Below are 21,662 nucleotides of genomic sequence, written 5' to 3' on the forward strand. Positions count from 1 at the left end.
GGTCGTTCCGTGCGTGGTCGGGGATGCCGGGGAAGTGACACCGGCGGTGCGGGCGTCAGCCGGTGACGATCGCGTCGACGAAGTCGGTGTCCTTCTGGAACGGCTTGTACTTGTACTGGGTCGCGTTGCCCCGTTGCCGCCGCGACTCGACGTACGCGGCGATCGCGCCCTGCGCCACGGTCCGGACCCTGAGGCCGGCGAGCCGTCCGCTGTCCCGCTTCGAGGCGTACTCGATGTTGATGACGGACAGCTCGCGGTCGATGGCGGCGGACAGCTCCGCGTCCAGCCCGGGCCCCGGGACGGGCACCTCGACGACGACGGTGTAGGACGGCGGCTCGTCCCAGCGCGGCCCGCACATGTACAGCCCGGTGTCGAGGCCGCTGCCTTCGAGGCCCTGCCGGATGGCCTGGGTGACCTGGCTCTCGGTGATCTTCTCGCCGGTGAAGGAGTGGAAGACGCCGTCGCGGTGGGTGAAGTGGATCCAGGGCGTGCCGTCGACGATCCGGTCGACACGGTAGATGTCGCCGGTCCACAGCCGGTAGAGGCCGTTCCCCTGGGACATGATCAGGTGGTAGTCGCGGCCGGCCTCGACCTCGTCGTACAGCAGGGTCTCGACCTTCTCGCCGGCGTCGAGGAGCTGCCCGAGCGGTACGTCGGCGGGGACGAACTCGAACCAGGCCTGGGTGACGGCGAGCGGCTGGCTCTCCAGGGTCTCGTCCACGGGGATGGTGGTGACGCCCTCGGTGCCGCAGCTCATGAACGGCAGCTTGGCGACACCGGGCAGTACGGCGTCCAGGCGTGGCCGGTACAGCTCCGCCGAGGCCGACAGCCAGCAGCTGTAGAGGGTGAGGGACGGCCAGACGTCGACGAGGCTGAAGTCGGGCTTGGCCAGAGCCTGTTCGAGGTGGAGCGCGGCCTTCTCGTCGGGGTCGGTCCACGGCCTGCCCCGGAAGGTGCCCTCACGCAGGTCGCGCACCAGTTCGGCGCCGTGCTCGGCGATCAGGTCACGCAGGGAGACGAGCGTGCTGGGGTTGATCGCCGAGATGTAGTGCAGGTCCTTGCCGACGAGGTGCCGTACGCGGTGGTACATCCGCCCGGCGTGGCTGGTGGGGGCGTCGGGGCCGAACCAGGGGGACTCGTACCACGGCGGGTTCCAGTCGAGGCTGTTGATCTGCGGGTGGCGGTTGCTGATCGCCTGGTGCTCGACCCCGTGCACGAAGTCGTAGACGTCCTCCCGGACGGTCTGGGTGTCGAGCGTGGCCCAGGGGTGGGCGAGGATCTCGGGGTGGTGCTCCAGGTAGGTGCCCCACATGGCCTTCATCGCGGGGATCCGGTACTTCAGCAGCCAGTGCAGCGTGTACGGGATCCGCTTGGGGGTGCCCGTGGTCCCGCTGGTCTTGAGCCAGCGCAGTACGGGGCTGCACGAGAGGACGCCGCCCTTGGTACGGGTCTCCCGGTCGATCTGTTCGGCGAAGTCGTCGTAGCGCATGATCGGCAGCACGGAGCGGAAGGTGGCGGGGTCGGCGGCGATGACGTCGTACCCCTCCTCCTTCCAGTGCAGCGAACTGGCGCCGATGTCGATGAGGTCGTCCAGGACGCGGGCCTGGGCGGCACGCGGGTCCTTCAGGTCGGCGCGCAGGCTCTCCCGCGCCCGGAAGCACTCCGCGACGAAGGGATCGCGGCGGGTCTGCCAGTGCTCCTGCCACTGGGTCGCCTGGGATGCCTGGGGTGCCTGGGACATCTGGGGTGTCTCCACTGTCGTCTCTCCTCGGGTGCCGGCCCGTTTCCGGGCAGGCGGAAGCGCCGTGCGGCGGGTGCCGAACGGTGCTGTGGGTGGGGGGGTTACGTGGTGCCGGGTGTGGCTACGTGGCGCTCTCGCCGGCCGCGAGCGCGGTCAGTTCGTTCAGGTCGTACAGGGCCTGGCGCTTCGTGCCGTACCGGGTGATCTTGCCCCGGCGGGCCCACTGGCGGATCGTGCCCTCGCGGACGCCGAGGGCGAGTGCGGCGAGCGAGGTGGGGACGCGCTTGCCGCGCGGGGTCTGTACGTCGTCGTTCATGCGGACTCCTTGGTCCGGGCCGTGGATTGACGCTGGTTCAGGAGGAGCCACTGGCGTGGGGTGAGGACGTGTCCGGCGTCGCACATCGGTCCGCGCAGCACCAGTTCGTCGCCACCGCGCCCGGGCAGCGACACCTCGGCGTCGCAGCCGGGCTCCACGCACCGGCCGAGCGGTACGAGTTCCGGCCGGGGCGACGCCACGACGAGCCGCAGGGCGGTGGCCACCTGGGCGATCTCGTCGGCCGCCGGGCCCGCGGCGGGGTGGGCGGCCAGGAAGCCGGCGTGCCGGCCGAGGAAGGCGGCCAGCTCGGGGACGGTACGGCCGGGAGGTGCCCCGGCGTCCGCGTCCGCGCACTCGTCCAGCACGAGCCGGGCCCAGGAGGCCAGGCGTACGACGGCGTCGTGGCGGGCCTCCAGCGCCGCGTCGTTCACCGGCGGTGCGTCCGGGTGGTTGCCCGTGACCCGGGCGAGGCCCGCTCGCCGCGCGGGGAGTACGAGTTGCTGCTCGCTCTCGTGGTGGAGCGCGGGCAGCGCCGCCAGGTCGGCCGCGAGGGCGCGTGCGCACGATCCGCAGAGCCGGGCGCCGGGCGCGGCGGGCCTGCGGCGCAGCGCGTCGGAACGGGCCGCCCGGCCGCAGCGGTGCGACGCGCACTGCCGCGGGCGGGACTGCGACGGGGTCGGGTCGGCCATGGACGCCTCACCTTCGTGGGAAACAAAAAAAGCGCCGCTCGATGGCGACGCGACAGCAGTGCGAGGGCCCAAGGGAGAGTTCCCGGAACTTTCGGAGCACCTGAAAGTGGGCAGACTGCCTCGCGAAAGAGTGTTACACGTCTGCCGCGTGGCCCGCAAGGGGCCACGGCAAAGGATCCAACGGGATTGCGGGGAGCGGCGGTTGACGGCAGGGACGGTCCGCGTCCGGCACGGGCGACGGGTGTCGCCCGCCCCGGCGGTCGCGGGGCGGGCGACACCCGTCGCCGGGAGCCGGTCACCGGGGCGCCGGCACACCGAGCACTCGGTCGCGGAGCGCGGGGAACTCGGCGCGGGTCTTCGCCACGAGCGCCGGATCGAGGTCGACGACGAGCGTCTCCTCGCCCGGCCCGGCCTCGGCGAGCACCTCGCCCCACGGGTCGACCGCGACGCTGTTCCCGGCCTGTTCGACCCCGGCGTGGGTGCCGGCCGTACCGCAGGCGAGGACGTACGCCTGTGACTCGACGGCCCGGGCGCGGGCCAGCAGTGACCAGTGGGCGCGGCGGGCCGCGGGCCAGCCGGCCGGGACGAGGAACAGTTCGGCACCGGCGTCCACCAGCAGCCGGAACTGCTCGGGGAAGCGCAGGTCGTAGCAGGTGGCGAGCCCCGCGGTGAGTCCGGCCCCGCCGGGCCCGTCCAGCACGGCGGTGACGGTCTCCTCGCCCCTTGCGAGCAGCGTCGCCTCGCCGCGATCGAAGCCGAAGCGGTGGATCTTCCGGTACGCCCGGTGGAGGGTGCCGTCGGGTGCGAACACCAGGGAGGTGTTGTACAGGGTGTCGCCCGGGCCGCGTTCGATGATCGAGCCCGCGTGCAGCCAGACCCGCGCGAGGGCCGCGGCCTCGCCCATGGCCAGGGCCGTGGGCCCGTCGAGCGGCTCGGCCCCGGCCCGGAACGTGTCGAAGGCGAACGCGCCGAGCGTCCAGAGTTCCGGCAGCAGCACGAGATCGGCGCCGTGCTGCTCGCGGACGAGGGCGGCCACGCGGTCTCGCCGCTCGGCGACGGGTTCTTCCGGTCGTACGGCGATCTGCAGAAGGGCGGCGCGCACGGTGTCTCCGTTCGTGGTCGGTGGGTACGGGGTTCAGCGCAGGTGGGAGGCGCCGTTGACGTCGAGCACGGTGCCGCTGCACCACTCGGCCCCGGCGCTGCTCAGCCAGGCGACGGCGGCCGCGACGTCGGAGGGCACGGCGATCCTGCCGAGCGGGCTCTGCCGGCGTACGTCGTCCTCCACGGGCCCGACGAGCGTGGCTTCGGTGAGGTCGGTGCGGACGAATCCCGGTGCGACGGCGGTCACCGCGATGCCGAGCGGGCCGAGCGACTGGGCGAGCGACTGGGTCAGCGCGTGCAGGGCGGCCTTGGTGGCGCCGTAGGCGGGAGCGTCGGGTTCGCCGCGGTAGGCGCCGCGCGAGCCGACGTTGACGATCCGCGCGCCCTGGGGGCCCTGGAGCCGGTGGCGGAGGTGGTCGACGTGGTGCCAGACGAGGTCGGCGGGGCCGAGGAGGTTGACGTCGAGCAGGCGTCGCCAGTCGGCCCGCCAGTCCTCGTACGAGGTGGTGGCGACGGGCTGTTCGGCGTAGACGCCGGCGTTGTTGACGAGGACGTCGACCGTGCCGAGCTGTCCCACCGCGGACTCGATGATCTCCCGGGCCGCGCCCGGAGCGCCGACGTCGCCGGTGACGAGGGCGTGACCGGTGCCGGGCAGGGCGTCCAGCACGGCCTTCGCGGCGGCGGATTCGGCACGGCAGTGCACGGCCACCCGGTGCCCGGCGGCGGCGAGTTCGGTCGCGATGGCGGCCCCGATGCCCCGGGAACCGCCGGTGACGAGCGCGCAGCGTCGCATCATGGAGTGAGCCCTTTCGTATCGGATGAGGACGCGGGCAGGGACGGAGAGGGGGACGACGAAGGGGACGCGGAAGGGGAAGAGGCTGGGGGAAGGACGCCGACCGGACTCGCGGCGGCGCCCGGTGTACACGCGGCGGCGCCCGGTGGACGCGCCGCGGCGGCAGCCGACGGCCCGGGATCGCGCACCAGCGCCCACAGACGCTCCAGTTGGGCGCGGACCTCCTTGCCGGTGCGGCCCGCGCGCAGCGCCGCCTCGGCGCCCGCCGTGAGGTAGAGGGCCAGCAGTTCCAGTTCCTCGGGCTCGGGTCCGGGCCGTTCGCGGGTCCGGGCCACCGCCTCCCGCAGGGCGGTACGCCAGACGGCGTGCCAGCGGAAGGAGACGGCCTGCTCCTGGGTGAGCCGGGCCGCGGCGCGCACGGTGACCTCCTCGTCCAGCAGCCGGACCACCGCGAAGGTGAACTCGGCGACCGGCTGGAGCGCGCCGTCCGGGGCGGGCCGGGCCAGCGCCCGCCGGGTGACGTCCTCGGCCTCGTGGCAGACGGCGGTGGCCAGCTCCGCCTTGGCGGAGAAGTGGAAGGTGAGCGCCCCCATCGTCACCCCGCAGGCCCGGTGCACGGCGGACAGTGAGGTACCGGCGTACCCCTGTCGGTCGAACTCGACGGCCGCCGCCGCGACCAGCGCCTGCCGGGTGCGTTCCGCTCGCACCTGCTTCACCATGGGCTTGACCTCGGTATCCGTCACGGGAACTGACACCCACGGGCCACAGGACGGTGTTGCGTGCTCCGGGCACCGGGGGCGGGGACCCGTCGTCGCGCTCCCGCCCGCCGTTCCTTCGCTTGTGGGACGAGAGGGCAGGGCCCTCAGTCTCCCGAACCTACCGCCGCTTCCCCGTTGGACACCCCGTGTGCCCAAATCGGCAACTACTTGGCCAAGTTGAGGTAATGCCGGTGGTATGTGCCAGGGCACGCCGGCCCGTCGGCGGCGCCTCGGGGCCGGCGGCCGGGTGGCTCCGGGGGCAACCGCGTGCGCCGGGCCGGGCATCCGCACCCCCTGCGGACGGGAGGGTGCCGCCGCGGCCACCGTCGCGGAGCGGGGAGACCGGGGCACGGGGCACCGCCCGCCGGACCCCCGGCCCGGCAGGCCCGGCGGGCACGGCGGTCGCAGACCGTCACCCGGCGGCCGCGAGCTGCCTCCGGTACCACCCCGCCGCCCCGCCCAACCGCTCCAGCGGTCCCGGTCCCGGTGCGCAGCCCGTCAACCGCCAGATCTCCTCGCTCTCGTACCAGTGATCCCGGGCCAGCAGTGCGAACTGCCGTTCGCTGATGCGCCCCGGGGCCTCCCGCAGGCGCGCCAGGCACCGGTCCCACGGCAGGTCACCGGCCGGCCGCGGCAGGACGTCCAGCTCCGCCAGCCGGGCCATCAGGTCGCGGTTGCGCACCGGCACCGGATGGCTGGCGTGGTACACCCCGGAGGGCACCTCACGGTCCGGGGCCAGGGCCACCGCCGTCACCAGCCGGGCCAGGTCCCCGACGTCGACCGCGGACACCCGCCCGCGCCCGCCGTCCCACCCCGCAGGCACCCGCCGGAGCAGTTCGGCGAGCGCGGGCACCACCCAGCGGTCCCCGGCCCCGAGCACGAGACCGGGCCGCAGCACGACCCCGCCCGCGTCGAGCGCGATGCGCTCGGCGGCCAACCGGGTACGGCTGGCCGCCGACACCGGTGCCGGCGTCACCCCGTCGACGGCGATGCCCCGATGCGGTCCCGGCCCGTACACCGCCGCCGTGGACAGGTGGACGACGCGCCCCACCCCGGCCCGCCGGGCCTCGGCGAGGACCGCCCGGGTGCCATCGACGTTGGTCCGCTCGCACTCCTCCGCGTCGCCGTCGACCCGGCAGGCGAGATGCACGAGCACATCCGTGCCGCTCGCCACGCCTGCCAGCGACGCCGGGTCCGCCAGGTCCGCCCGCACCCACTCCACGCCCGCCGGCGCCCCGGCATCCGCGGGAACCGCGCGGGCGACCGCACGCACCTCGACCGCTCCCCCGCCCGCGCCTTCCGCGCGCGGCAGAGCCCCGAGCACCACCCGCCCCACGAACCCGGTCGGGCCCGTCAGCAAGACCCGGACAGGCTTCATGAAGCGGCAGCCTCCCCCGTCGCCTTCGCCCCGTCGGCGTCTCCCGGGAACTCCAGCGTGTCGACGACCTCAGCCGGCGCGAGGGCCGGCAGCAGACATCGCAGCATGGTCTCTATGCGTTCGGGCAGGTCGACCCGGTTGGTGGCGAGCCGGGACATGATCTGCGTCCCGGTGTAGGCGGCGACGATCACCTGCGGGAACGCGGCCTCGTCGACGTCGGGACGCAACTGCCCGAGCTCCCGCGCCTCCGCCAGGTGCGTGGCGAACTGCTCGGCCCACCAGTCGTAGATCGAGTAGTCGAGAAGGTTCATCTCGCTCTGCTCGACGGCCAGCCGCACACCCGCCCGGAACAACACGTTCGAGCGCATCTGCACGGCCAGGTACTGGCACACGTCGATCAGCTGCTGCAGGCCCTTCCGCTCCTGGGGCCAGCGCAGCTCGGCGGCCTGGTCGACGATGACCGCACGGGCCAGCTCCTCCTTCGACTTGAAGTGGAAGTACATGGCTCCGGTAGTGATGCCCGCCCGCCGCAGGATCGCGTTCAGACCCGCGCCGTGGTACCCGGCCTGGTCGAACTCCTCCGCCGCCGCATGGATGAGCGCGACCCGTGTCCGCTCCGCCCGCTCCTGTCGTTGTCGCGCCATCAGCGGACTCCCTCGTATCCGTAGACAAACAAAAAGAACGACCTCTATTTTATTCACGTCGGCGCCGCCCTGTCACTGCGAGCGCCCTCGTTTCACCTGCGCGTGCCCACAGGAGAGTCACCGCAACAGGGGGTCAACCATGTCTATCAGCTTTGCCCAGCACGCCCTCGAAAATCGTTTTGAGAGGGTTTCAGCGGATTTCACGCACAAGACGAACCAGGCCGAAGTACTGCTGCGCGACTGGCGGCGGACCGCGCCCGACGCCTTCACCGTCACCGCCGCCTGGCCCGCCACGCACCCGTTCTACGTCAACCGCCTGGGCCTGCACGACCCGCTCCTGCTCGGCGAAACCGTACGCCAGACGCTGCCGCTGCTGTCCCACGGCGCCTACCGGGTGCCGTTCGGCCACCAGTTACTGTGGAAGGACTTCGGCTGGAGCCTCGACCCGTCGGCCGCGTACGCCGACGGCGACCCGGCCGAGCTGGAACTGCACATCACCTGCACCGAGGTGACGTACCGTCGCGAACGCGCCGCCGCGATATCCCTGAGCGTCGAGGTGGAGCGCGGCGGCCGGCACCTCGCCTCGGCCCGTTCCCGCTTCACCGTCCAGGACCGCACCGTCTACAACCGGCTCCGCGGCTCGTACGCCGACGCGGCCGCGGCGACCGCACGCGCCGTGCCGCTGCCGCCACCGGCCGGTCTCACACCGTTCGGCCGCGACCGTTTCGAGGACGTGGTGCTCGCCGCCACCGACCGCCCCGACCGCTGGCAGCTGCGCGTCGACACCACCCATCCCACCCTCTTCGACCACCTCGTCGACCACGTGCCGGGCATGCTGCTCCTGGAAGCCGCCCGCCAGGCGGCCCTGGCCACGGCACACCCCGGCACGACGGCGGTCACCGGCATGGACTCCGACTTCGTCCGCTACGCCGAGATGGACGCCCCCTGCTGGATGGAGACCGAGCGGCTGGCGGACCCCGGCCGGGTACGGATCAGCGCCCGGCAGCACGACAAGGAGATCTTCGCCAGTGTGGTCACCCTGAACGCCGTACCCGCCGTACCCGCCGTACCCGCCGTGCCCGCCGTGCCCGGGGCGCACGGCGCCTGACACGCGCCCCGCACACCACCGCCGCCGGCCCCCGCGGCCCGCACGCCGCAGGCCGCGGTCATGGCGACCGAGGCTCGTCACCCGGGTCGGCGGTGGCGGCCGCGTCCCGCAGCGCGTCCAACAGGCCGCGCAGGGCCGGCTGTTCGAGGGCGGTCTCCCGGGCGGCGGCCGAGATCACCCGGACCGGCTCGGGGTTGCGGACCGGGCGTACGACGACACCGGGGTGCCGGTTGCGCAGCCCGAGCCGCGGCATCAGACCGACGCCGAGGCCGGCCGCGACGAAGCCCTGCGCGGTGGCGTAGTCCTCGCTCTGGATGACGAAGTCGGGGCTGAAGCCGGCCGCCGCGCAGGAGTCGATGACGGGTTCGAGGCAGGGACCGGGGGGCTCGCTGCCCACCCACTGCTCACCGGACAGCTCGTGCAGGTCGATCGTCTTCTTGCCGGCGAGCGGATGGCCGAGGGGCAGTACGGCCGCGTACGGGTCGTCGAGGAGGTGGACGAGCCGGAAGCCGCCGCCCGTGCGGTCCTGCGCCTGGACCACCACGGCCAGGTCGGCCCGGCCTCCCGCCACCTCCTGGAACGGGTCCTCCGGGTCGGCGAGTTCGAGGTCGACGCGGACGCCGGGGTGCTCGGCGCGGAGTCTGGCCAGGGCCGGTGCCACCAGCGTGGAGCCGGCCGTGGCGAAGTAGCGGACCGACAGCCGGCCGGTGCGCCCGGCGCGGAGGTCGGCGAGCGCCGTCTCCGCCTGGGCGACCGCCGAACTGATCAGCGCCGCGTGCTCGGTGAGCAGCAGCCCGGCCGCCGTGGGGCGCACCCCGCGTCCGACCCGCTCCAGCAGCGCCGTACCGGCCTGTTTCTCCAGCGCCGCCACCTGCTGGCTGACGGCGGACGGGGTGTAGCCGAGGTGGGCCGCGGCCGCGGTGACCGTGCCGCTGGTGACCACCGCGCGCAGGACCTGCAGTCGTCTCACATCCAGCATGTAGGACAGCTTAACAGTATGAGTAGAAGCGTTTGCTTGTGCTCAAAGCTCGGCTGAGGCACCGTCGGAGTCGAAGGAGTCGTGGGGCGAGGACGACACGACCACCGGACGAGAAGACGAGAATGGGGAAACGCCATGACCGACAACAGCGGTACGCGGGCCCTGTGGGGAGGCCTGCGGGTGGCCGTGCTGGCCCTGCTGTGGGGCTCGACCTTCCTCTGGATCGAGCTGGCGCTGCGCGGGCTCTCCCCGCTCCAGGTCACGTTCGCGCGCTGTGCCCTCGGCGCGCTCGTCCTCGTCGTCGCCTGCTACGCGACGGGGCACCGGCTGCCGACGGGCGTCGCCGTCTGGCGGCACATCGTCGTCGCGGCCTTCTTCTGCAACGCCCTGCCGTTCGCGTTGTTCAGCGTGGGCCAGCAGACCGTCGACTCCGGGCTCGCGGGCGTCCTGAACGCCACGACCCCGCTCTGGTCGATCATCCTCGGTCTCGCCCTCGGCTCGGAGCGCGGGCTGCGGCCCGTACGGCTGGCGGGGCTGCTGCTCGGCTTCACCGGCACGATCGTCATCTTCGCCCCCTGGCGGACGACCGGCGCCACCGGCTGGGGCGCCCTCGCGATCCTGGGCGCCGCCGCCAGCTACGCCGTCGCGTTCACGTACATGGGCCGCACCCTGGTCCGCAGGGGCACGCCCACGATCTCGCTCTCCGCCGCCCAGCTCGTCGCCGCGAGCGGGCTGACCGCCCTCGCGGTGCCGATCGGCGGCCTGGACGCGATCGACCCCGGCCCGACGGTCCTCGTCGCGGCCGTCGTCCTCAGCGTGTTCTGCACCGCGACCACCTTCCACCTCACCTACCGGATCATCAACGACGAGGGCGCGACCAACGCCGCCGTGGTCGGCTACCTGCTGCCGGTGGTGTCCGTACTGCTGGGGGCCGTCGTTCTGGGCGAGGACCTGAGCATCCGGGTGGTGCTGGGGATGGCGGTGGTACTGGTGGGTGTGGGGATGACCCGCAGGCAGGGGGCGACCGCAGCGCCCGCGGAGGCCGCGGAAGCCGCGGAAGCCGTGACAGCCACCGAAACCGTGACGGCCGCGGAAGCCGTGACGGCCTCCGAGGAGCCGTCCGCCCCCGGCCTCGCCACGGACCTCCGCCCGACCGACGCCGGGCCCGCCCCGGAGGACCGCCCGTCCGACACCCCGCGTCCCCTTCTGGAGAAGTCCGGCGAACTCGGGCTCACTTAGTAGCCCCTCTCGGATGCGCACAGTCCGCTGCGTGGGACGCCGCCGGGGCTCGGGCGAGCCTGCCCGAGCCCCGGCGATCCGCCGAAAGCTGATTGGCGATCAGCGCGCAGTGGGCATGAAGCACATACGGGCGTACGGCCGCTCCACCCCGCGGCCGATCCGGTTCCCGATCCGACTCCCCTGTTCCGCGCCGGTACGGAGGGACGCCATGAGCGCGACCCATGAAATGCAGTTGGTCAACACGTTGGCATCGGGCGCCGAGGAATGGTTCTGCCCGAGTTGCCGGCGCCGGATACTGATGCAGTGGCCGCCCCAATACGAGCTGGTGGTGCTGGAGCGCGGCGACGAGACCGTCACCCATGCGGGAGGGAAGGGCGGCCTGTCGATCGTACGAACCGAAATGCCCGCCACGCCGACCGTCCCGCAGCCGTTGGCCATGCCTTCCGGGCCGGGACCGGAGGACAGCCGCTGGCTGCGGGAGATCGGCATCGCCTGGGACGACGAGGCGGGCCCGGACTCGGGCTCCGCCGCGTGAGGCGTGGTCCGGTGCCCGTCACCGTCACAGGCTGAGCACGAGCCCGTCCACGGTGGCCGCCAGCGCGCTCGGGTGGAGCCCGCCGGGTTCGCGCAGGCTGACCGCGATGCCCAGGCTGTGGGTGCCGGGCGGCAGGCCGGGCAACGGCAGCCGGATGACGGGGTGTCCGGCGACCACCACGCCCCCGCCGTCGGCCAGCATCCGCCGTCCGGCGTCGGTCAGGATCTCGGTGGCGGCCGCGTAGTACGCGAAACGCTGCTCCGGGTCACCGGACGGCGGCAGTTCGAGCGTGACGTCCATGACGAACGGCACCCACGCCCGCACGGTGCCGCCGTCACCGACCGACAGCCGGGGCTGGGCCAGGATGACGGTCGGCGGTACGGGACGATCCTCGGGCTCGTCGGCCGCCGCTGCCTGCGGCTCCGGCTCCGGCTCCGGTTGTGCGTCGGCCTCCGACGGGGCCGGCCGGCCCAGGACGCAGGCCAGCAGCGCCTCGGCGTCCCACTCGGGCCAGTGCCGGCTCTCCCCGGTGCGTACTCTGCGGATCTCCGTCGCGCGGACCCGGCCCCGGTCGAGCCGGACCCGCAGGACGAAGCTCTCGTACCCCTCCTCGTCGGCCGGCTCCGGCTCCGGCCCGGGTTCCGCCGCAGCGCGTTCCGCCGCGTCCTTGCGCCACCGCTCGGCCCTGCTCACGGACATGCCGTGCAGGCCGTGCACGGCGGCCAGCACCTCGTCCGTGGATGCGGCGGAGAGTTCGGCGCAGGTACGTATTCCGGCGGCGGCCAGTCTGCGCGCGGTGGACGCGCCGACGCCGTCGATGCGGGTCAGCTCCTCGGTCACGGCTGCTCTTCGATGACCTCGATCACCGGGAGCGTGGTGAACGCGGCGATGCCGGGGTTCTTGGGGAACTGGACGAACGCCGACAGCTGGTAGAGCCCTGGCTCGACGGCGCCGGCCGGGATCTTCACCTCGGTGTCGGCCTCCTTGTAGACCTTCGTGGGCGACGGCAGGGCTGTCCTCAGGTTGCCTTCGTGCACCGCCTTGTACGGCGGGGTGTCGGTCAGCGGGGCCAAGGCGTAGGTCACCCGGTACTTCTGGCCGTCCATCGACGGGATCACGAGGCCGTCGATCTCGAAGACCAGGTTCATCCTGATCTGCTTGTCGGCGTCGAGCACGTACTTGGACGGGATGCCGTCGTTGTCCGTCACGTGGACGGCTGTGGCGTCGATCACGAATGCGATGTTGCTGCCGGGTTCGGGCTGTCCGGTCATGCTGGTCTCCCCCTGAGACGTGAGCGGTCGGCTCGGTGGCGGAGTGCCGCCGGCCATGGCACCGGTTATGCCGGACGCCGCTTAACGGCCCCGCCGGGCACCGCTTAATCGCGCGGACCGGCGCGTTGAGCCACGCGTTAAGCGACGCTCACACCGGAAGGTCGGCGCGCAGCCGGTCGTGGAGTGCCGCCGTCTCGCGCTGTGGCGATATGCCGAGTTCGGCCTGCAGGGCCTTGGCGCAGGAGCGGAACTGGAGGATGGCCAGGTGGGGTTGGCCGATCCGGCTCAGGCAGCGCATCAGGCGGCGGTGGGCGCTCTCCCGGCACGGGTCCAGCTCGACCAGCCGGCGGCAGAGCTCGGCGCAGGGGACGTAACGTCCGGTGATGAAGTGCAGTTCGCTGAGCCGGGCGAGGGCGTCGAGGTGGGCCAGGCGCAGCCGCTCCCGGTAGAGGGCGCTCCACTCCTCGTACGGGGATTCGGCGAGGAACTCGCCCCGGTAGAGGGCGAGCGCCTGCTCGTAGTCCGTCACCGCGTCGGTCTTGTCGCCGCGGTCCTCCGCGTCCCGGGCGGTGCGCAGCCGCAGCTCGAACTCGTCGCAGTCCAGCCACAGGCCGAGGCCCGGGCAGAGCCGGTACGTGCCGCAGCTGAAGACGACCACGGGGTCGCCGGTGGCGGTGCGCAGGGTCTGGCGCAGTTGGTGCAGTGCGACACCGAGGCTGTTGCGGGCGGCCTCGGGTGCGGAGTCCGGCCAGAAGGTGTCCATCAGGGCCTCCCGGTGCGGCCAGGGGTCGCGGTGGGTGGCCAGGAAGGCGAGCAGCGAGCGGGTGCGGTGGCCGTTCCAGCCCTCGGCGGGGACGCCGTCGACGCTGACGTTGAGCGAGCCGAGCAGGGCGATCGCCAGCTGCGGCGCAAGGTGCGCGGCAGGCTGGGCCGGGTCGGGAGACCGTTGCGGTTCCGGGGCACGCCAGGTGTGGCGCAGCCGCCCCCACAGCCGGGCGCCGGGGTCGGCTCGGGCCGCGTCGTCCGGTGGGGTCCGGTCCGCGTCCGGCGCCCCGGCCTGCCGGAACCAGTCGGCGGCGGCCTCACGGTCCCCGGCCAGCAGGGCCAGGCGTCCCTGGCGCAGTTGGGCGGCCCGCAGGTGGGACGCCAGCCCTGCGGAGGCGGCCAGCATCGCCGCGGTACGGGCATGGGCGGCGGCGGTCGCCAGGTCGCCGGTGTCGGCGGCGGCGTCGCTCGCCCCCAGTAACTCATTGCAGAGCCGGTCGTTCGGAACTCCGGGCAGTGGTGGTTGCAGCGGCGGTTGCGGCGCGGATGAGTTGCTGTGACCAGGCATGACGTCTCCCCCTGCGGTTCTGCCTGGCGTCCACTCAAGGACGGTGGTTTGTGCGTGTCAATCCGCATTTCGGTGGAGCGACCGACGGCGTCCGCAGGCCGTCGGGACCGATTCCGCACCGCGGCCGGACGACCCTCCCCTAGCATGCCGAACGAGCCCATCTACGAAGGGAAACCCGTGGCGGACCGGCGCACCGGCGGCAGGCCACCGGCCCTGCGGCCCGCGGTGGAGTCGATGACCCTCCTGGCGGCCGCCGTCATCGTCCACGACAAGGAGAACGACCGGGTCGTCCTCCTGCAGCGCGGCCCGGGCGCCAAGTACGGGAACGGTCTGTGGGACCTTCCGGCCGGCAAGAGCGACCCCGGCGAGCCCATCACCGAAACGGCCGTGCGTGAACTACGGGAGGAGACCGGGCTGGTCGTCGATCCGAGGTCACTGCGCGTCGCCCACCTCATCCACGGCGCCTGGGGCGTCGAGGCGCCGTGCGGCTTCCTCACCGTCGTCTTCGCCACCCACGCGTGGACCGGCGAGCCGGTCAACGCCGAACCGGCCAAGCACCTACAGGTCCGCTGGACCGGCACCGGCGCCATCCCGGCGGCCATCGTGCCGACGACAGGCACTGCCCTCGGCCACTACCTGGTCGGCGGCGCCCAACTGTCGATCGCCGGCTTCGGCGACGCCGGGTAGACCTCGCCCCCCGGAGCGAGGGAACGACAGAGCCGCAGCTCAGAAGGTTTCTCCTCGCCTAGCGAGTGGTGGGGTGGGGGAGACTCGTCGTCTCGGGGCGACGGCCGGCGACAGCACGTCATCCCGTCCCCAGGCCAGGCTCGCGGCGGCCGCGTCGGGCTCGTCCGCGATCAGGTCACCCCACCGGCCGTACCGCACCCTTTACGATGACTCCTGTTACCGCGGTGCAGGAGGGGACGCTGGGCATGCGACGGCTGGGTGATCTGGAGGCGGAGATCATGGACCGTCTGTGGAGGTGGAGGCGCCCGGCGACCGTGCGCGAGATCGTCGACGACATCAACCGGACCCGGCCCGTCGCCTACACCACCGTGATGACGGTGGCCAACATCCTCCACAGCAAGGGCTGGCTGGTACGCGAGCAGAAGGACGGCCGGGCCTGGCTGTACGAACCGGTGCGCACTCGCGAGGAGTACGCGGCCGCCCTCATGGAGGACGCCCTGAGCGCCAGCGAGGACCGCCCTGTGGCGCTGACCCACTTCGTGGACCAGATGTCCTCCGCCGAGATCAGCGCGCTCCGCAAAGCCCTGCGCAACGCGGGAAGACGCGCCGACACGTAACTGGCGCTGCTGGAGGACAGGGTCGCCATTCTGCCAAGTTCGCCGCTCCAGCCGTTGAGCGAGGCCGAGTTCGGGCAGATCACCGACGACTTCACGGGAAAGTACGTCGCCCTGGCCCGCCGCTCGCTCCTGACGTCGGCGGGCGCAGGGCGGACGTCCTCTCCGAGACTCCGCCCGATCCGGACGCGAAGTTCTCGATGAAGGTTCGTCAGGCCTGGTAGGCCACCAACGCCATCATGCCGGCCTCACCGTGGTAGGCGTTGTGGCAGTGCAGCATCCACTGGCCCGGGTTGTCGGCGTCGAAGTGGACGGACACCGTCTTCTTCGGCAGCACGATGGTGGTGTCCTTGCGCGGGCCGTCGCTGCCGAGCTGGTAGGTGTGACCATGCAGGTGCATCGGATGCCACATCGTCGTCCTGTTCACGAAGTCCAGGCGGACCCGCTCGCCCTGCTCGACCAGGATCGGGTTCGCGGTCGGGTTGCTCATGTCGAACCGCTTGCCGTTGATGCCCCAGTTGTACTCGCCCATGCTGCCGGTCAGTTCGATACGGTGCACCCGGTCGGCCCTCTTCGTCGCCGGCCGGACGTCGTCCGCCGCCTTCAGCCGCGCGGCGGTCATGATCAGGCCGTCGAGTTCCTTCGGGCGGACGGTCGGCATCGGTGCGCTGCCGGAACCGGTTCGGACCAGCGCCATACCGTTGGCATCCTTCCCCTCGGCGAGGGCGACCAGCGGGAAGACGCCGTCCGCGAGGGTGACCAGGACGTCGTACCGCTCTCCCATGCCGACGAGCAGGGCGTCGACCCGCTGGTGCTGAACGGGGTATCCGTCGGTGTGGGTGATGGTCAGCCTGTGCCCGCCGAGCGCCACCCGGTAGGCCGTGTCGCCGCCCGCGTTGATGATCCGCAGCCGCACGCGCTTGCCCGGCTTGCCGGTGTACACCTCCGGGTCGGCCGGGACACGTCCGTTGACCAGGTGGTACGGGTACTTCACGTCGCCCGCGTCGCCACCGAGCAGCTTGCTCCGAGCCCCCATGAGCATGAACTTCATCGACATGCCGCCGGAGCCGGACGGCGAGGCGCTCGCGTCCGGACTCCCGCTGTCCGTGCCCATGTTGCTCATGTCCATCCCGCCCATGCCCCCCATGTCGTCGCTGGAGGAGTCGCTGGGGCCGGCGCCGGCTCCGCCCATGTCCATGCCTCCCATGCCCTGCTTGACCTCGGCGTAGACCTCGTCGGGGGTGCCGGTGACACCGTCGACCCAGTCGTCGAGGATGACGACCCACTCGTCGTCGTACTGGAGCGGTTCCCTGGGGTCTTCCACGATGAGCGGGGCGTAGAGACCCCGGTCGAGCTGAACGCCGACGTGCGGGTGGAAGAAGTAGGTGCCGGGGGCGTCGGCGACGAAGCGGTAGGTGAAGTTGCTGCCGGCGCGTACGGCGGCCTGGGTGGCCGGGGGTACGCCGTCCATGTCGGCGCGCAGGGCTATCCCGTGCCAGTGGATGGAGGTGGTGGTCTGGTCCGGCAGCTGGTTGGAGAGTTCGGCGGCGAGCGTGTCACCCACGGACAGCCGCAGTTCCTTGCCGGGTGTCCGGCCGCCGAAGGCCCAGCTGGCCGCCGTGACCCCGCCGCCGAGATCGAGCATGGCGCGCGCGGCGGTCAGGGTCGCCTGCTGCGTCCTGCCGGTGGTCCTGCGCTTCTTCTCGACGGCGGCGACCGCCGCGTCATCGGGGCTGACCAGGGAGGGGGCGGAGCTGCCGGAGCCGCTGCTGCACGCGGCGAGCGCGCCCGCGCCCGCGACGCCGAGCCCGGCCAGCAGGACGGAGCGGCGGTTGATGCTGTTCATGTCGTTCACGTGGGGAGTCCTCTACTCGATGTGCCGTCGGCCGGACCGCGTGCGGGCAGCACCGCTCGCGTACCAGGGGGACGCGGCGGCGGCTCGCAGGATCCGGCCTAGATCAGCAGCCGGGAGAGGACAAAGAGATCGGGGGGCGCTCGGTACGACGTCCCGGTCGGATCACGCTGGGCGGGCATGGAACGGAAGGCATCCGACCGGACGACGGTGGCAGCGGCGGGCGGCGGCAGGAGTTTCGCCGTGCCTACGTTTCCAGCCGAGCAGTGCTGCATGCCGGGACCCGAGCAGGCGCCGCCGTCATCGCCCGTCGCCGTGTCCGCGGTCTTCAGGACCGCGCCGTGCGCGACCGGGGCGGGCATCGGGGTCATGGCGGCGGAGGTGTGATCCATGCCGGCCATCGCGCTCATGGAGTGGGCGGGCGTGACAGCCGACGTCGTGTCGTGGTGGACGAGGACAGCGAGTGCGGCGAGCAGCGCGACGACCACGGCCCGCGCGCAGCGCGCTGCGCTGCCTCGGGGTCCGGCCTGCCGCTCTGTGGCTGTCGTCATCGCTTTCCGCGCCCCGTTCTGTCTGACACGACCCACCCACTATACCCACTAGGGGTATATGACTCTACTAAGCGAGCTGCGTACACGACATCGGCCGACGACCGGCCTCCGCAGGGCACGCAGCACCCGTCACCCCGAGGCGGTCATCTCCTTGCCCGCCGGTGTCACGGCGAACCACGCGCCGTTCTTGCCCTGGCCGTTCATCTCTCCGGCCTTGGTGTCGCCCATGTAGCGGTACAGCGGCCAGCCGGCGAGGGTGATCTGCTTCATGCCGTCGTCGCGGGTGACGACGCCGACCTTGGCCTGCACGCCCATCCCCTGAGGGGTGCCGTCGGCCATGACCGGCATCCAGGTCTGCGCACAGCTGCCGGTGCACATCGACATGTTCACCTGGTCCTTTCCGTACCGGTAGAGCGTGAAGCCCTCGGCGTCGGTGACCACCGCACCCATGCCGGACATCGTCTTGGACATCAGCATGTTCGTGCTGACCATATGGCCCGTGCCACTGCTCGGGGCGGACGTGCCGCCGTCGGCGGGTGCCGTGGTACCGGCCGGAGCGGAGGCCGCCGGTGCGGCCGCGCCGGTATTCGTGGAGCCGTCGCTGGACGATCCACACGCGGTGAGCAGCAACGCCGAGGCGACGCCCGAGGCCATGACGAGGGCAATGCGGTGCCGGGACACGGAGTTCTCCCTTGTTGTCACACGGGTTATCTACTGATGCCCTTAGTACGTTCGCAGACAGCTGACCGTTCAGACGAAGTCGACGCGCATGACGAGGTCTTTACTCGGAGCCGCGCGGCGATCTCGTCGTTGGACAGGTCCTCGTCCACGGTGATCAGACGGGTTTGCGGCGAGGCGGTCGAGGGCCGGCCTGCGGATGTCCGTCAGGACCAGGCCGCCCCGGGCGGCCTCGGCCGACCGCACGACGGTGTCCGTCTCGAACAGGTGAACCGCCGCCGTGCCCCGTCCCGGCAGGACCACTGCCGCGGACAACGGTGCCAGTGCCAGTGTCACGGCCCGGGCCGCCGGGCCGGAGACGCGGGCGCCGTGCCGGTGCCGATGAGCGGGGGGAGGCAGGCCGTACCCATGAGCGCGATGCCGGAGACGATGGCGCGCTGGGACGAGCAGCGCGCCCGTGCCCGTGCGGTGGTCTTCAGCGGCCCGGCCACGGCGCTCTCCGGCGGGCCGGCGTCGCGCCGCTCTCCCGGCGAAACGCAGGTTGGCGAAACGCAGGTTGTGGAAGGCGCCTTGATCAACCTGTTGGGGATGGTGCGGGTCCGCTGGGAGTCAGGGCACGCACGCCACCGTCAGGGGCAGCAGCGGAGCCAGGACCGTGGCCACGACGATGCCCAGCCATGCCACGCGGTGCGGCCGGGGCTGCGGTGCAAGGACGCGCCGCAGCCGGATGAGGACTCCCGAGCCGCCCGCACCCAGGGCCGCCGCCGGCGCTCGCCCCGCCGCGACCTCGCACATCGCCGTCGCCAGCGTCTCCCTGGAGTGATGCCGCAGGGCACGGTCGTCCGCGATCATCTCCAGCAGCAGGTTCGTCTGCTCTTTTGCGTGCCGGGCGAGCGGCAGACCGCGGAACGCGCGCGAGAACGCGTCCACCAGGATCTTCAACAGGTGATGCCTGCCCACGATGTGGGCGCGCTCGTGGTCCAGTACGGCGCGCAACTGCTCCTCGGTGAGGATGTCCAGCGCGCCGCTGGTGACGACCACGCGGGCGCGGCGTCCGGCCAGGCAGTACACCGCGGGAATGCCGTGGTCGACGATCGTGGCGCCGTACTCGGGCGCGGGTTCGCCGACGAGAGTGAGCATGTCCAGCTGACGGTTGCCGGCACGTCGCGCCCGCCAGGCGCACCGGACCAGCCATCCGACCGGCAGCAGGACGACCATGACGGGTGCCGCGATCGCCAGGGCGTCCTCGAAGGTGGGGGGCGCGCCGCCCGCCGACGAGGCGTCCGCGGGCAGTCCGCATGCGGTGAGCAGACCGATCATTCCGTCGTGCACATGCTGTTCGGCCGTCACTGCGTGGTACACCGAGAGGGCGGTGGCGACGACGAACGTGACCATGAGGCCCTGCCACGCCAGCACAGCGACGGCCGGGGCCCGGTGCGCCCACGGGGCCCTGGCCAGCAGGGGCGGCACCACGGCACCCACCAGGACCGCGTATCCGGCCAACCCCGCGGCTGTGATCATGCGCTGCTCCGCCTCTTCACCGCTCGGAGCGCCGAGCGTAGCGCGTCCCCCTTCCTCCGTACTCATCTGTTCCACGAAACCGGCCGACGCGCCCGCCGGGTCCGGGTCGTCCGCGAGGACGTCCTCCTCCAGATCATGATCGGCGGGGTCGCCGGGGCACTGACGGCAGCCGCACCCTGGGCTTCTGCTTGATGTCCCCGGTCAGCGGCGGCTCCGGTCGGAGCCGCCGCAGCCGACCAGGGCGAACATCAACACAGCAGCGGGAGCGGCAAGCACGTCGCGCCGGGGCAGAGCGCGCATCAGGGCGTCTCAGGAACCCGCTGTGGAGAGACAGCCCAGGTTCTGGGAGGATCCCGCGGTGACCAGCACTGACGACGCCACCCGCAGGACGCTCGTCCGCCGCGGCCGTGCCCTGGAGTACACCACCCTCGGCTGGAACGTGATCGGCATCGTGGTGCTCGCCGTCGCCGCGATCGCGGCGAGATCCGTGGCGCTGGCCGGGTTCGGGCTGGACTCCCTGATCGAGATCGGCGCCTCCACCGTGGTGATCTGGGAACTGTCCGGTACCGGCGAGCACCGCCGGCGCTTCGCGCTGAAACTGATCGGTGTCGGTTTTGCGTTGCTGGCGGTGTACCTGCTGGTGCAGTCCACTTGGGTGCTGGCCAGCGGCTTCCGGCCCCGTCACTCACCTCTGGGCATCGGCTGGACTGCGGTGACGGCGTTGGTGATGTTCACGCTTGCTGCAGGCAAGGCACGCACCGGCACCGCGCTGGACAACCCGGTACTCAAGACCGAGGGCCGGGTCACCCTGATCGACGGCCTACTGGCCGCCTCCGTGCTGATCGGCCTCTTGCTGAACTCCGTGGCCGGCCTGTGGTGGGCCGACCCGGCCGCAGGATACGTGCTGGTCCACTACGCGCTGCGCGAGGTCAAGGAGATCTTCTTCGGCGAGCACTGAGCACCTGGGGGCGATGCCTGCCGGCCAAGCCGGACCGCAGGCACAGTGGGCCGCTTCGGTGCGGGCCGTCCACATCGCACCGCCGCAGCCACTTCCGATTCCCTGCGTCCCATCAGGGTCCCAACTACCGTCCTCGCCCGCCGATCAGACCGTCCGCCCCAGCCCGCGAGAGCAACCGCACGAGGCATGACCGCAGGTCGGCGAGGCGCCCAACCGCGGATCACCGCACCCCCCAGTCAAGGCCGCTGGGTGGCCCGGTGCACGAAGGCGGGTGGCAGATTCGCCCACACCGTCTTCGAGCGTTCCAACCGGTCGAAACGGTTGGCCAGTTCGGCGGTGAAGTGACGGGCGGGCGGGGTCCAGGCCGCGTGCAGGTAGGCGAAGCTGGTGAACCAGGCACCGGGCGCGAGGACTTCGGTCACGGCATCCAGGATGTACCCGCGCCGGTTCTGCGGCATGACCGTCCAGGGCAGCCCGGAGACCACCGCGTCGACCGGTTCGCCCACCGCGGCGGCCAGGTCGGCGGCCGAGCCATGGACCACGGTCAGCCGGCTGTCGCGCCGGGTGACCGGCAGCCGGGCGGCGAGCACCGGGTTGAGCTCGACGGCGACCAGCCGTGCCCCGGGGGCGAGCCGGGCGAGGATCGCGTCGGTGAACACCCCGGTCCCCGGGCCGAGTTCGGCAACGGTCCGGGCCTGCTCCAGGCCGATGCCCTCGGTCATCGCGCACGCCAGCCGTCGTGAACTGGCCGCCACGGCACCGGTCATGAGGGGCCGTCTGAGGAACTCGGTGGTGATCGACATGGCGGCCATGCTGGAAGCGCCCGGGGTGGCCGCACGTCGTGTCCCCGGCCGGTGTCCGTACGACTGCGGGAGGACCCGGTGACGCCCGCCAGGACGATGCCCCGGAGCGGTCC

24 protein-coding genes are annotated in these 21,662 nt (G+C 72.3%); 6 read left to right on the forward strand and 18 right to left on the reverse strand.

Features of this window, described 5'->3' with window-relative positions; translation table 11 throughout:
* Window positions 1-55 precede the first annotated feature (55 nt).
* The 8 genes from ACZ4UV_RS04100 to ACZ4UV_RS04135 form a co-directional block, all read right to left on the reverse strand.
* A complete protein-coding gene (locus ACZ4UV_RS04100; RefSeq protein ID WP_451016852.1) occupies window positions 56-1,756 on the reverse strand; it encodes a GH3 family acyl-acid amido synthetase in 1,701 nt (566 codons plus the stop codon).
* 106 nt (window positions 1,757-1,862) lie between these two features.
* A complete protein-coding gene (locus tag ACZ4UV_RS04105; RefSeq protein ID WP_351499457.1) occupies window positions 1,863-2,057 on the reverse strand; it encodes a hypothetical protein in 195 nt (64 codons plus the stop codon).
* Complete coding sequence (locus ACZ4UV_RS04110) at window positions 2,054-2,746, reverse strand: hypothetical protein (protein ID WP_351499459.1); 693 nt, start codon at window positions 2,744-2,746, stop codon at window positions 2,054-2,056. Before ACZ4UV_RS04110 ends, ACZ4UV_RS04105 begins: the two co-directional genes overlap by 4 nt.
* A gap of 295 nt (window positions 2,747-3,041) precedes the next feature.
* Entirely contained in the window at window positions 3,042-3,848 is an 807-nt protein-coding gene (locus ACZ4UV_RS04115; protein WP_451016854.1) for a carbon-nitrogen family hydrolase, read from the reverse strand.
* Window positions 3,849-3,881: 33 nt separating this feature from the next.
* Window positions 3,882-4,643 (reverse strand): SDR family NAD(P)-dependent oxidoreductase, encoded by a 762-nt coding sequence (locus ACZ4UV_RS04120; RefSeq protein WP_451016855.1) that lies wholly within the window; start codon window positions 4,641-4,643, stop codon window positions 3,882-3,884.
* Window positions 4,640-5,383, reverse strand: coding sequence for a TetR family transcriptional regulator (locus tag ACZ4UV_RS04125; protein WP_451016856.1), 744 nt, complete (start codon window positions 5,381-5,383; stop codon window positions 4,640-4,642). The genes ACZ4UV_RS04120 and ACZ4UV_RS04125 overlap by 4 nt, the downstream gene beginning before the upstream one ends.
* 427 nt (window positions 5,384-5,810) lie before the next feature.
* Complete coding sequence (locus ACZ4UV_RS04130) at window positions 5,811-6,776, reverse strand: NAD-dependent epimerase/dehydratase family protein (protein ID WP_467835734.1); 966 nt, start codon at window positions 6,774-6,776, stop codon at window positions 5,811-5,813.
* Window positions 6,773-7,420 (reverse strand): ScbR family autoregulator-binding transcription factor, encoded by a 648-nt coding sequence (locus ACZ4UV_RS04135; protein WP_390045084.1) that lies wholly within the window; start codon window positions 7,418-7,420, stop codon window positions 6,773-6,775. The genes ACZ4UV_RS04130 and ACZ4UV_RS04135 overlap by 4 nt, the downstream gene beginning before the upstream one ends.
* A 139-nt stretch (window positions 7,421-7,559) precedes the next feature.
* On the opposite strand from ACZ4UV_RS04135, the gene ACZ4UV_RS04140 reads away from it, so the two are divergent.
* Window positions 7,560-8,528, forward strand: coding sequence for a ScbA/BarX family gamma-butyrolactone biosynthesis protein (locus tag ACZ4UV_RS04140; RefSeq protein WP_467835736.1), 969 nt, complete (start codon window positions 7,560-7,562; stop codon window positions 8,526-8,528).
* Between the two features lie 58 nt (window positions 8,529-8,586).
* Here the strand turns inward: ACZ4UV_RS04140 and ACZ4UV_RS04145 are convergent, their stop codons facing one another.
* Complete coding sequence (locus tag ACZ4UV_RS04145; protein ID WP_390045081.1) at window positions 8,587-9,507, reverse strand: LysR family transcriptional regulator; 921 nt, start codon at window positions 9,505-9,507, stop codon at window positions 8,587-8,589.
* A 135-nt stretch (window positions 9,508-9,642) separates the two neighbouring features.
* Here ACZ4UV_RS04145 and ACZ4UV_RS04150 point away from each other — a divergent pair, with 135 nt between their 5' ends.
* Window positions 9,643-10,746 (forward strand): DMT family transporter, encoded by a 1,104-nt coding sequence (locus ACZ4UV_RS04150; protein ID WP_451016859.1) that lies wholly within the window; start codon window positions 9,643-9,645, stop codon window positions 10,744-10,746.
* Window positions 10,747-10,954: 208 nt separating this feature from the next.
* On the forward strand, window positions 10,955-11,281 hold the full coding sequence (locus ACZ4UV_RS04155) for a hypothetical protein (protein ID WP_451016860.1): 327 nt from the start codon (window positions 10,955-10,957) through the stop codon (window positions 11,279-11,281).
* Window positions 11,282-11,305: 24 nt separating this feature from the next.
* On the opposite strand, the gene ACZ4UV_RS04160 is transcribed toward ACZ4UV_RS04155, so the two are convergent.
* The 3 genes from ACZ4UV_RS04160 to ACZ4UV_RS04170 all read right to left on the reverse strand — a co-directional run bounded on the left by ACZ4UV_RS04160 (window position 11,306) and on the right by ACZ4UV_RS04170 (window position 13,885).
* Window positions 11,306-12,121 carry a helix-hairpin-helix domain-containing protein gene (locus ACZ4UV_RS04160; protein WP_467835738.1) on the reverse strand — a complete coding sequence of 272 codons (816 nt, stop codon included), beginning with the start codon at window positions 12,119-12,121 and terminating at the stop codon, window positions 11,306-11,308.
* Window positions 12,118-12,552 carry a hypothetical protein gene (locus tag ACZ4UV_RS04165; RefSeq protein WP_451016862.1) on the reverse strand — a complete coding sequence of 145 codons (435 nt, stop codon included), beginning with the start codon at window positions 12,550-12,552 and terminating at the stop codon, window positions 12,118-12,120. The genes ACZ4UV_RS04160 and ACZ4UV_RS04165 overlap by 4 nt, the downstream gene beginning before the upstream one ends.
* A 148-nt stretch (window positions 12,553-12,700) precedes the next feature.
* Window positions 12,701-13,885, reverse strand: coding sequence for an AfsR/SARP family transcriptional regulator (locus ACZ4UV_RS04170; protein WP_467835739.1), 1,185 nt, complete (start codon window positions 13,883-13,885; stop codon window positions 12,701-12,703).
* A gap of 144 nt (window positions 13,886-14,029) precedes the next feature.
* Between ACZ4UV_RS04170 and ACZ4UV_RS04175 the strand changes: the two genes are divergently transcribed.
* Window positions 14,030-14,572: an NUDIX domain-containing protein gene (locus ACZ4UV_RS04175; protein ID WP_467835740.1), complete on the forward strand. Its 543-nt coding sequence runs from the start codon at window positions 14,030-14,032 to the stop codon at window positions 14,570-14,572.
* A 245-nt stretch (window positions 14,573-14,817) separates the two neighbouring features.
* Window positions 14,818-15,189, forward strand: coding sequence for a BlaI/MecI/CopY family transcriptional regulator (locus ACZ4UV_RS04180; protein ID WP_390045067.1), 372 nt, complete (start codon window positions 14,818-14,820; stop codon window positions 15,187-15,189).
* A 208-nt stretch (window positions 15,190-15,397) separates the two neighbouring features.
* Here ACZ4UV_RS04180 and ACZ4UV_RS04185 read toward each other — a convergent pair whose 3' ends face one another.
* From ACZ4UV_RS04185 to ACZ4UV_RS04205, 5 genes are all read right to left on the reverse strand, one after another.
* Window positions 15,398-17,032, reverse strand: a complete 1,635-nt coding sequence (locus tag ACZ4UV_RS04185) for a multicopper oxidase family protein (RefSeq protein ID WP_467836543.1) — start codon at window positions 17,030-17,032, stop codon at window positions 15,398-15,400.
* A 107-nt stretch (window positions 17,033-17,139) separates the two neighbouring features.
* Window positions 17,140-17,589: a hypothetical protein gene (locus tag ACZ4UV_RS04190; protein ID WP_451016865.1), complete on the reverse strand. Its 450-nt coding sequence runs from the start codon at window positions 17,587-17,589 to the stop codon at window positions 17,140-17,142.
* Between the two features lie 129 nt (window positions 17,590-17,718).
* Entirely contained in the window at window positions 17,719-18,270 is a 552-nt protein-coding gene (locus tag ACZ4UV_RS04195) for a hypothetical protein (protein ID WP_451016866.1), read from the reverse strand.
* A 329-nt stretch (window positions 18,271-18,599) separates the two neighbouring features.
* Window positions 18,600-18,758, reverse strand: coding sequence for a hypothetical protein (locus ACZ4UV_RS04200; protein WP_451016867.1), 159 nt, complete (start codon window positions 18,756-18,758; stop codon window positions 18,600-18,602).
* Window positions 18,759-18,876: 118 nt separating this feature from the next.
* The gene (locus ACZ4UV_RS04205; RefSeq protein ID WP_451016868.1) at window positions 18,877-19,788 is read right to left on the reverse strand and encodes a M56 family metallopeptidase; all 912 of its coding nucleotides are present in this window, start codon (window positions 19,786-19,788) and stop codon (window positions 18,877-18,879) included.
* 358 nt (window positions 19,789-20,146) lie between these two features.
* Between ACZ4UV_RS04205 and ACZ4UV_RS04210 the strand changes: the two genes are divergently transcribed.
* Window positions 20,147-20,746 carry a cation diffusion facilitator family transporter gene (locus ACZ4UV_RS04210; protein ID WP_451016869.1) on the forward strand — a complete coding sequence of 200 codons (600 nt, stop codon included), beginning with the start codon at window positions 20,147-20,149 and terminating at the stop codon, window positions 20,744-20,746.
* A 236-nt stretch (window positions 20,747-20,982) separates the two neighbouring features.
* On the opposite strand, the gene ACZ4UV_RS04215 is transcribed toward ACZ4UV_RS04210, so the two are convergent.
* Window positions 20,983-21,549 carry a class I SAM-dependent methyltransferase gene (locus ACZ4UV_RS04215; RefSeq protein ID WP_451016870.1) on the reverse strand — a complete coding sequence of 189 codons (567 nt, stop codon included), beginning with the start codon at window positions 21,547-21,549 and terminating at the stop codon, window positions 20,983-20,985.
* Window positions 21,550-21,662: the final 113 nt, after the last annotated feature.

The organism is Streptomyces sp. NPDC028289 (genome assembly GCF_055565975.1).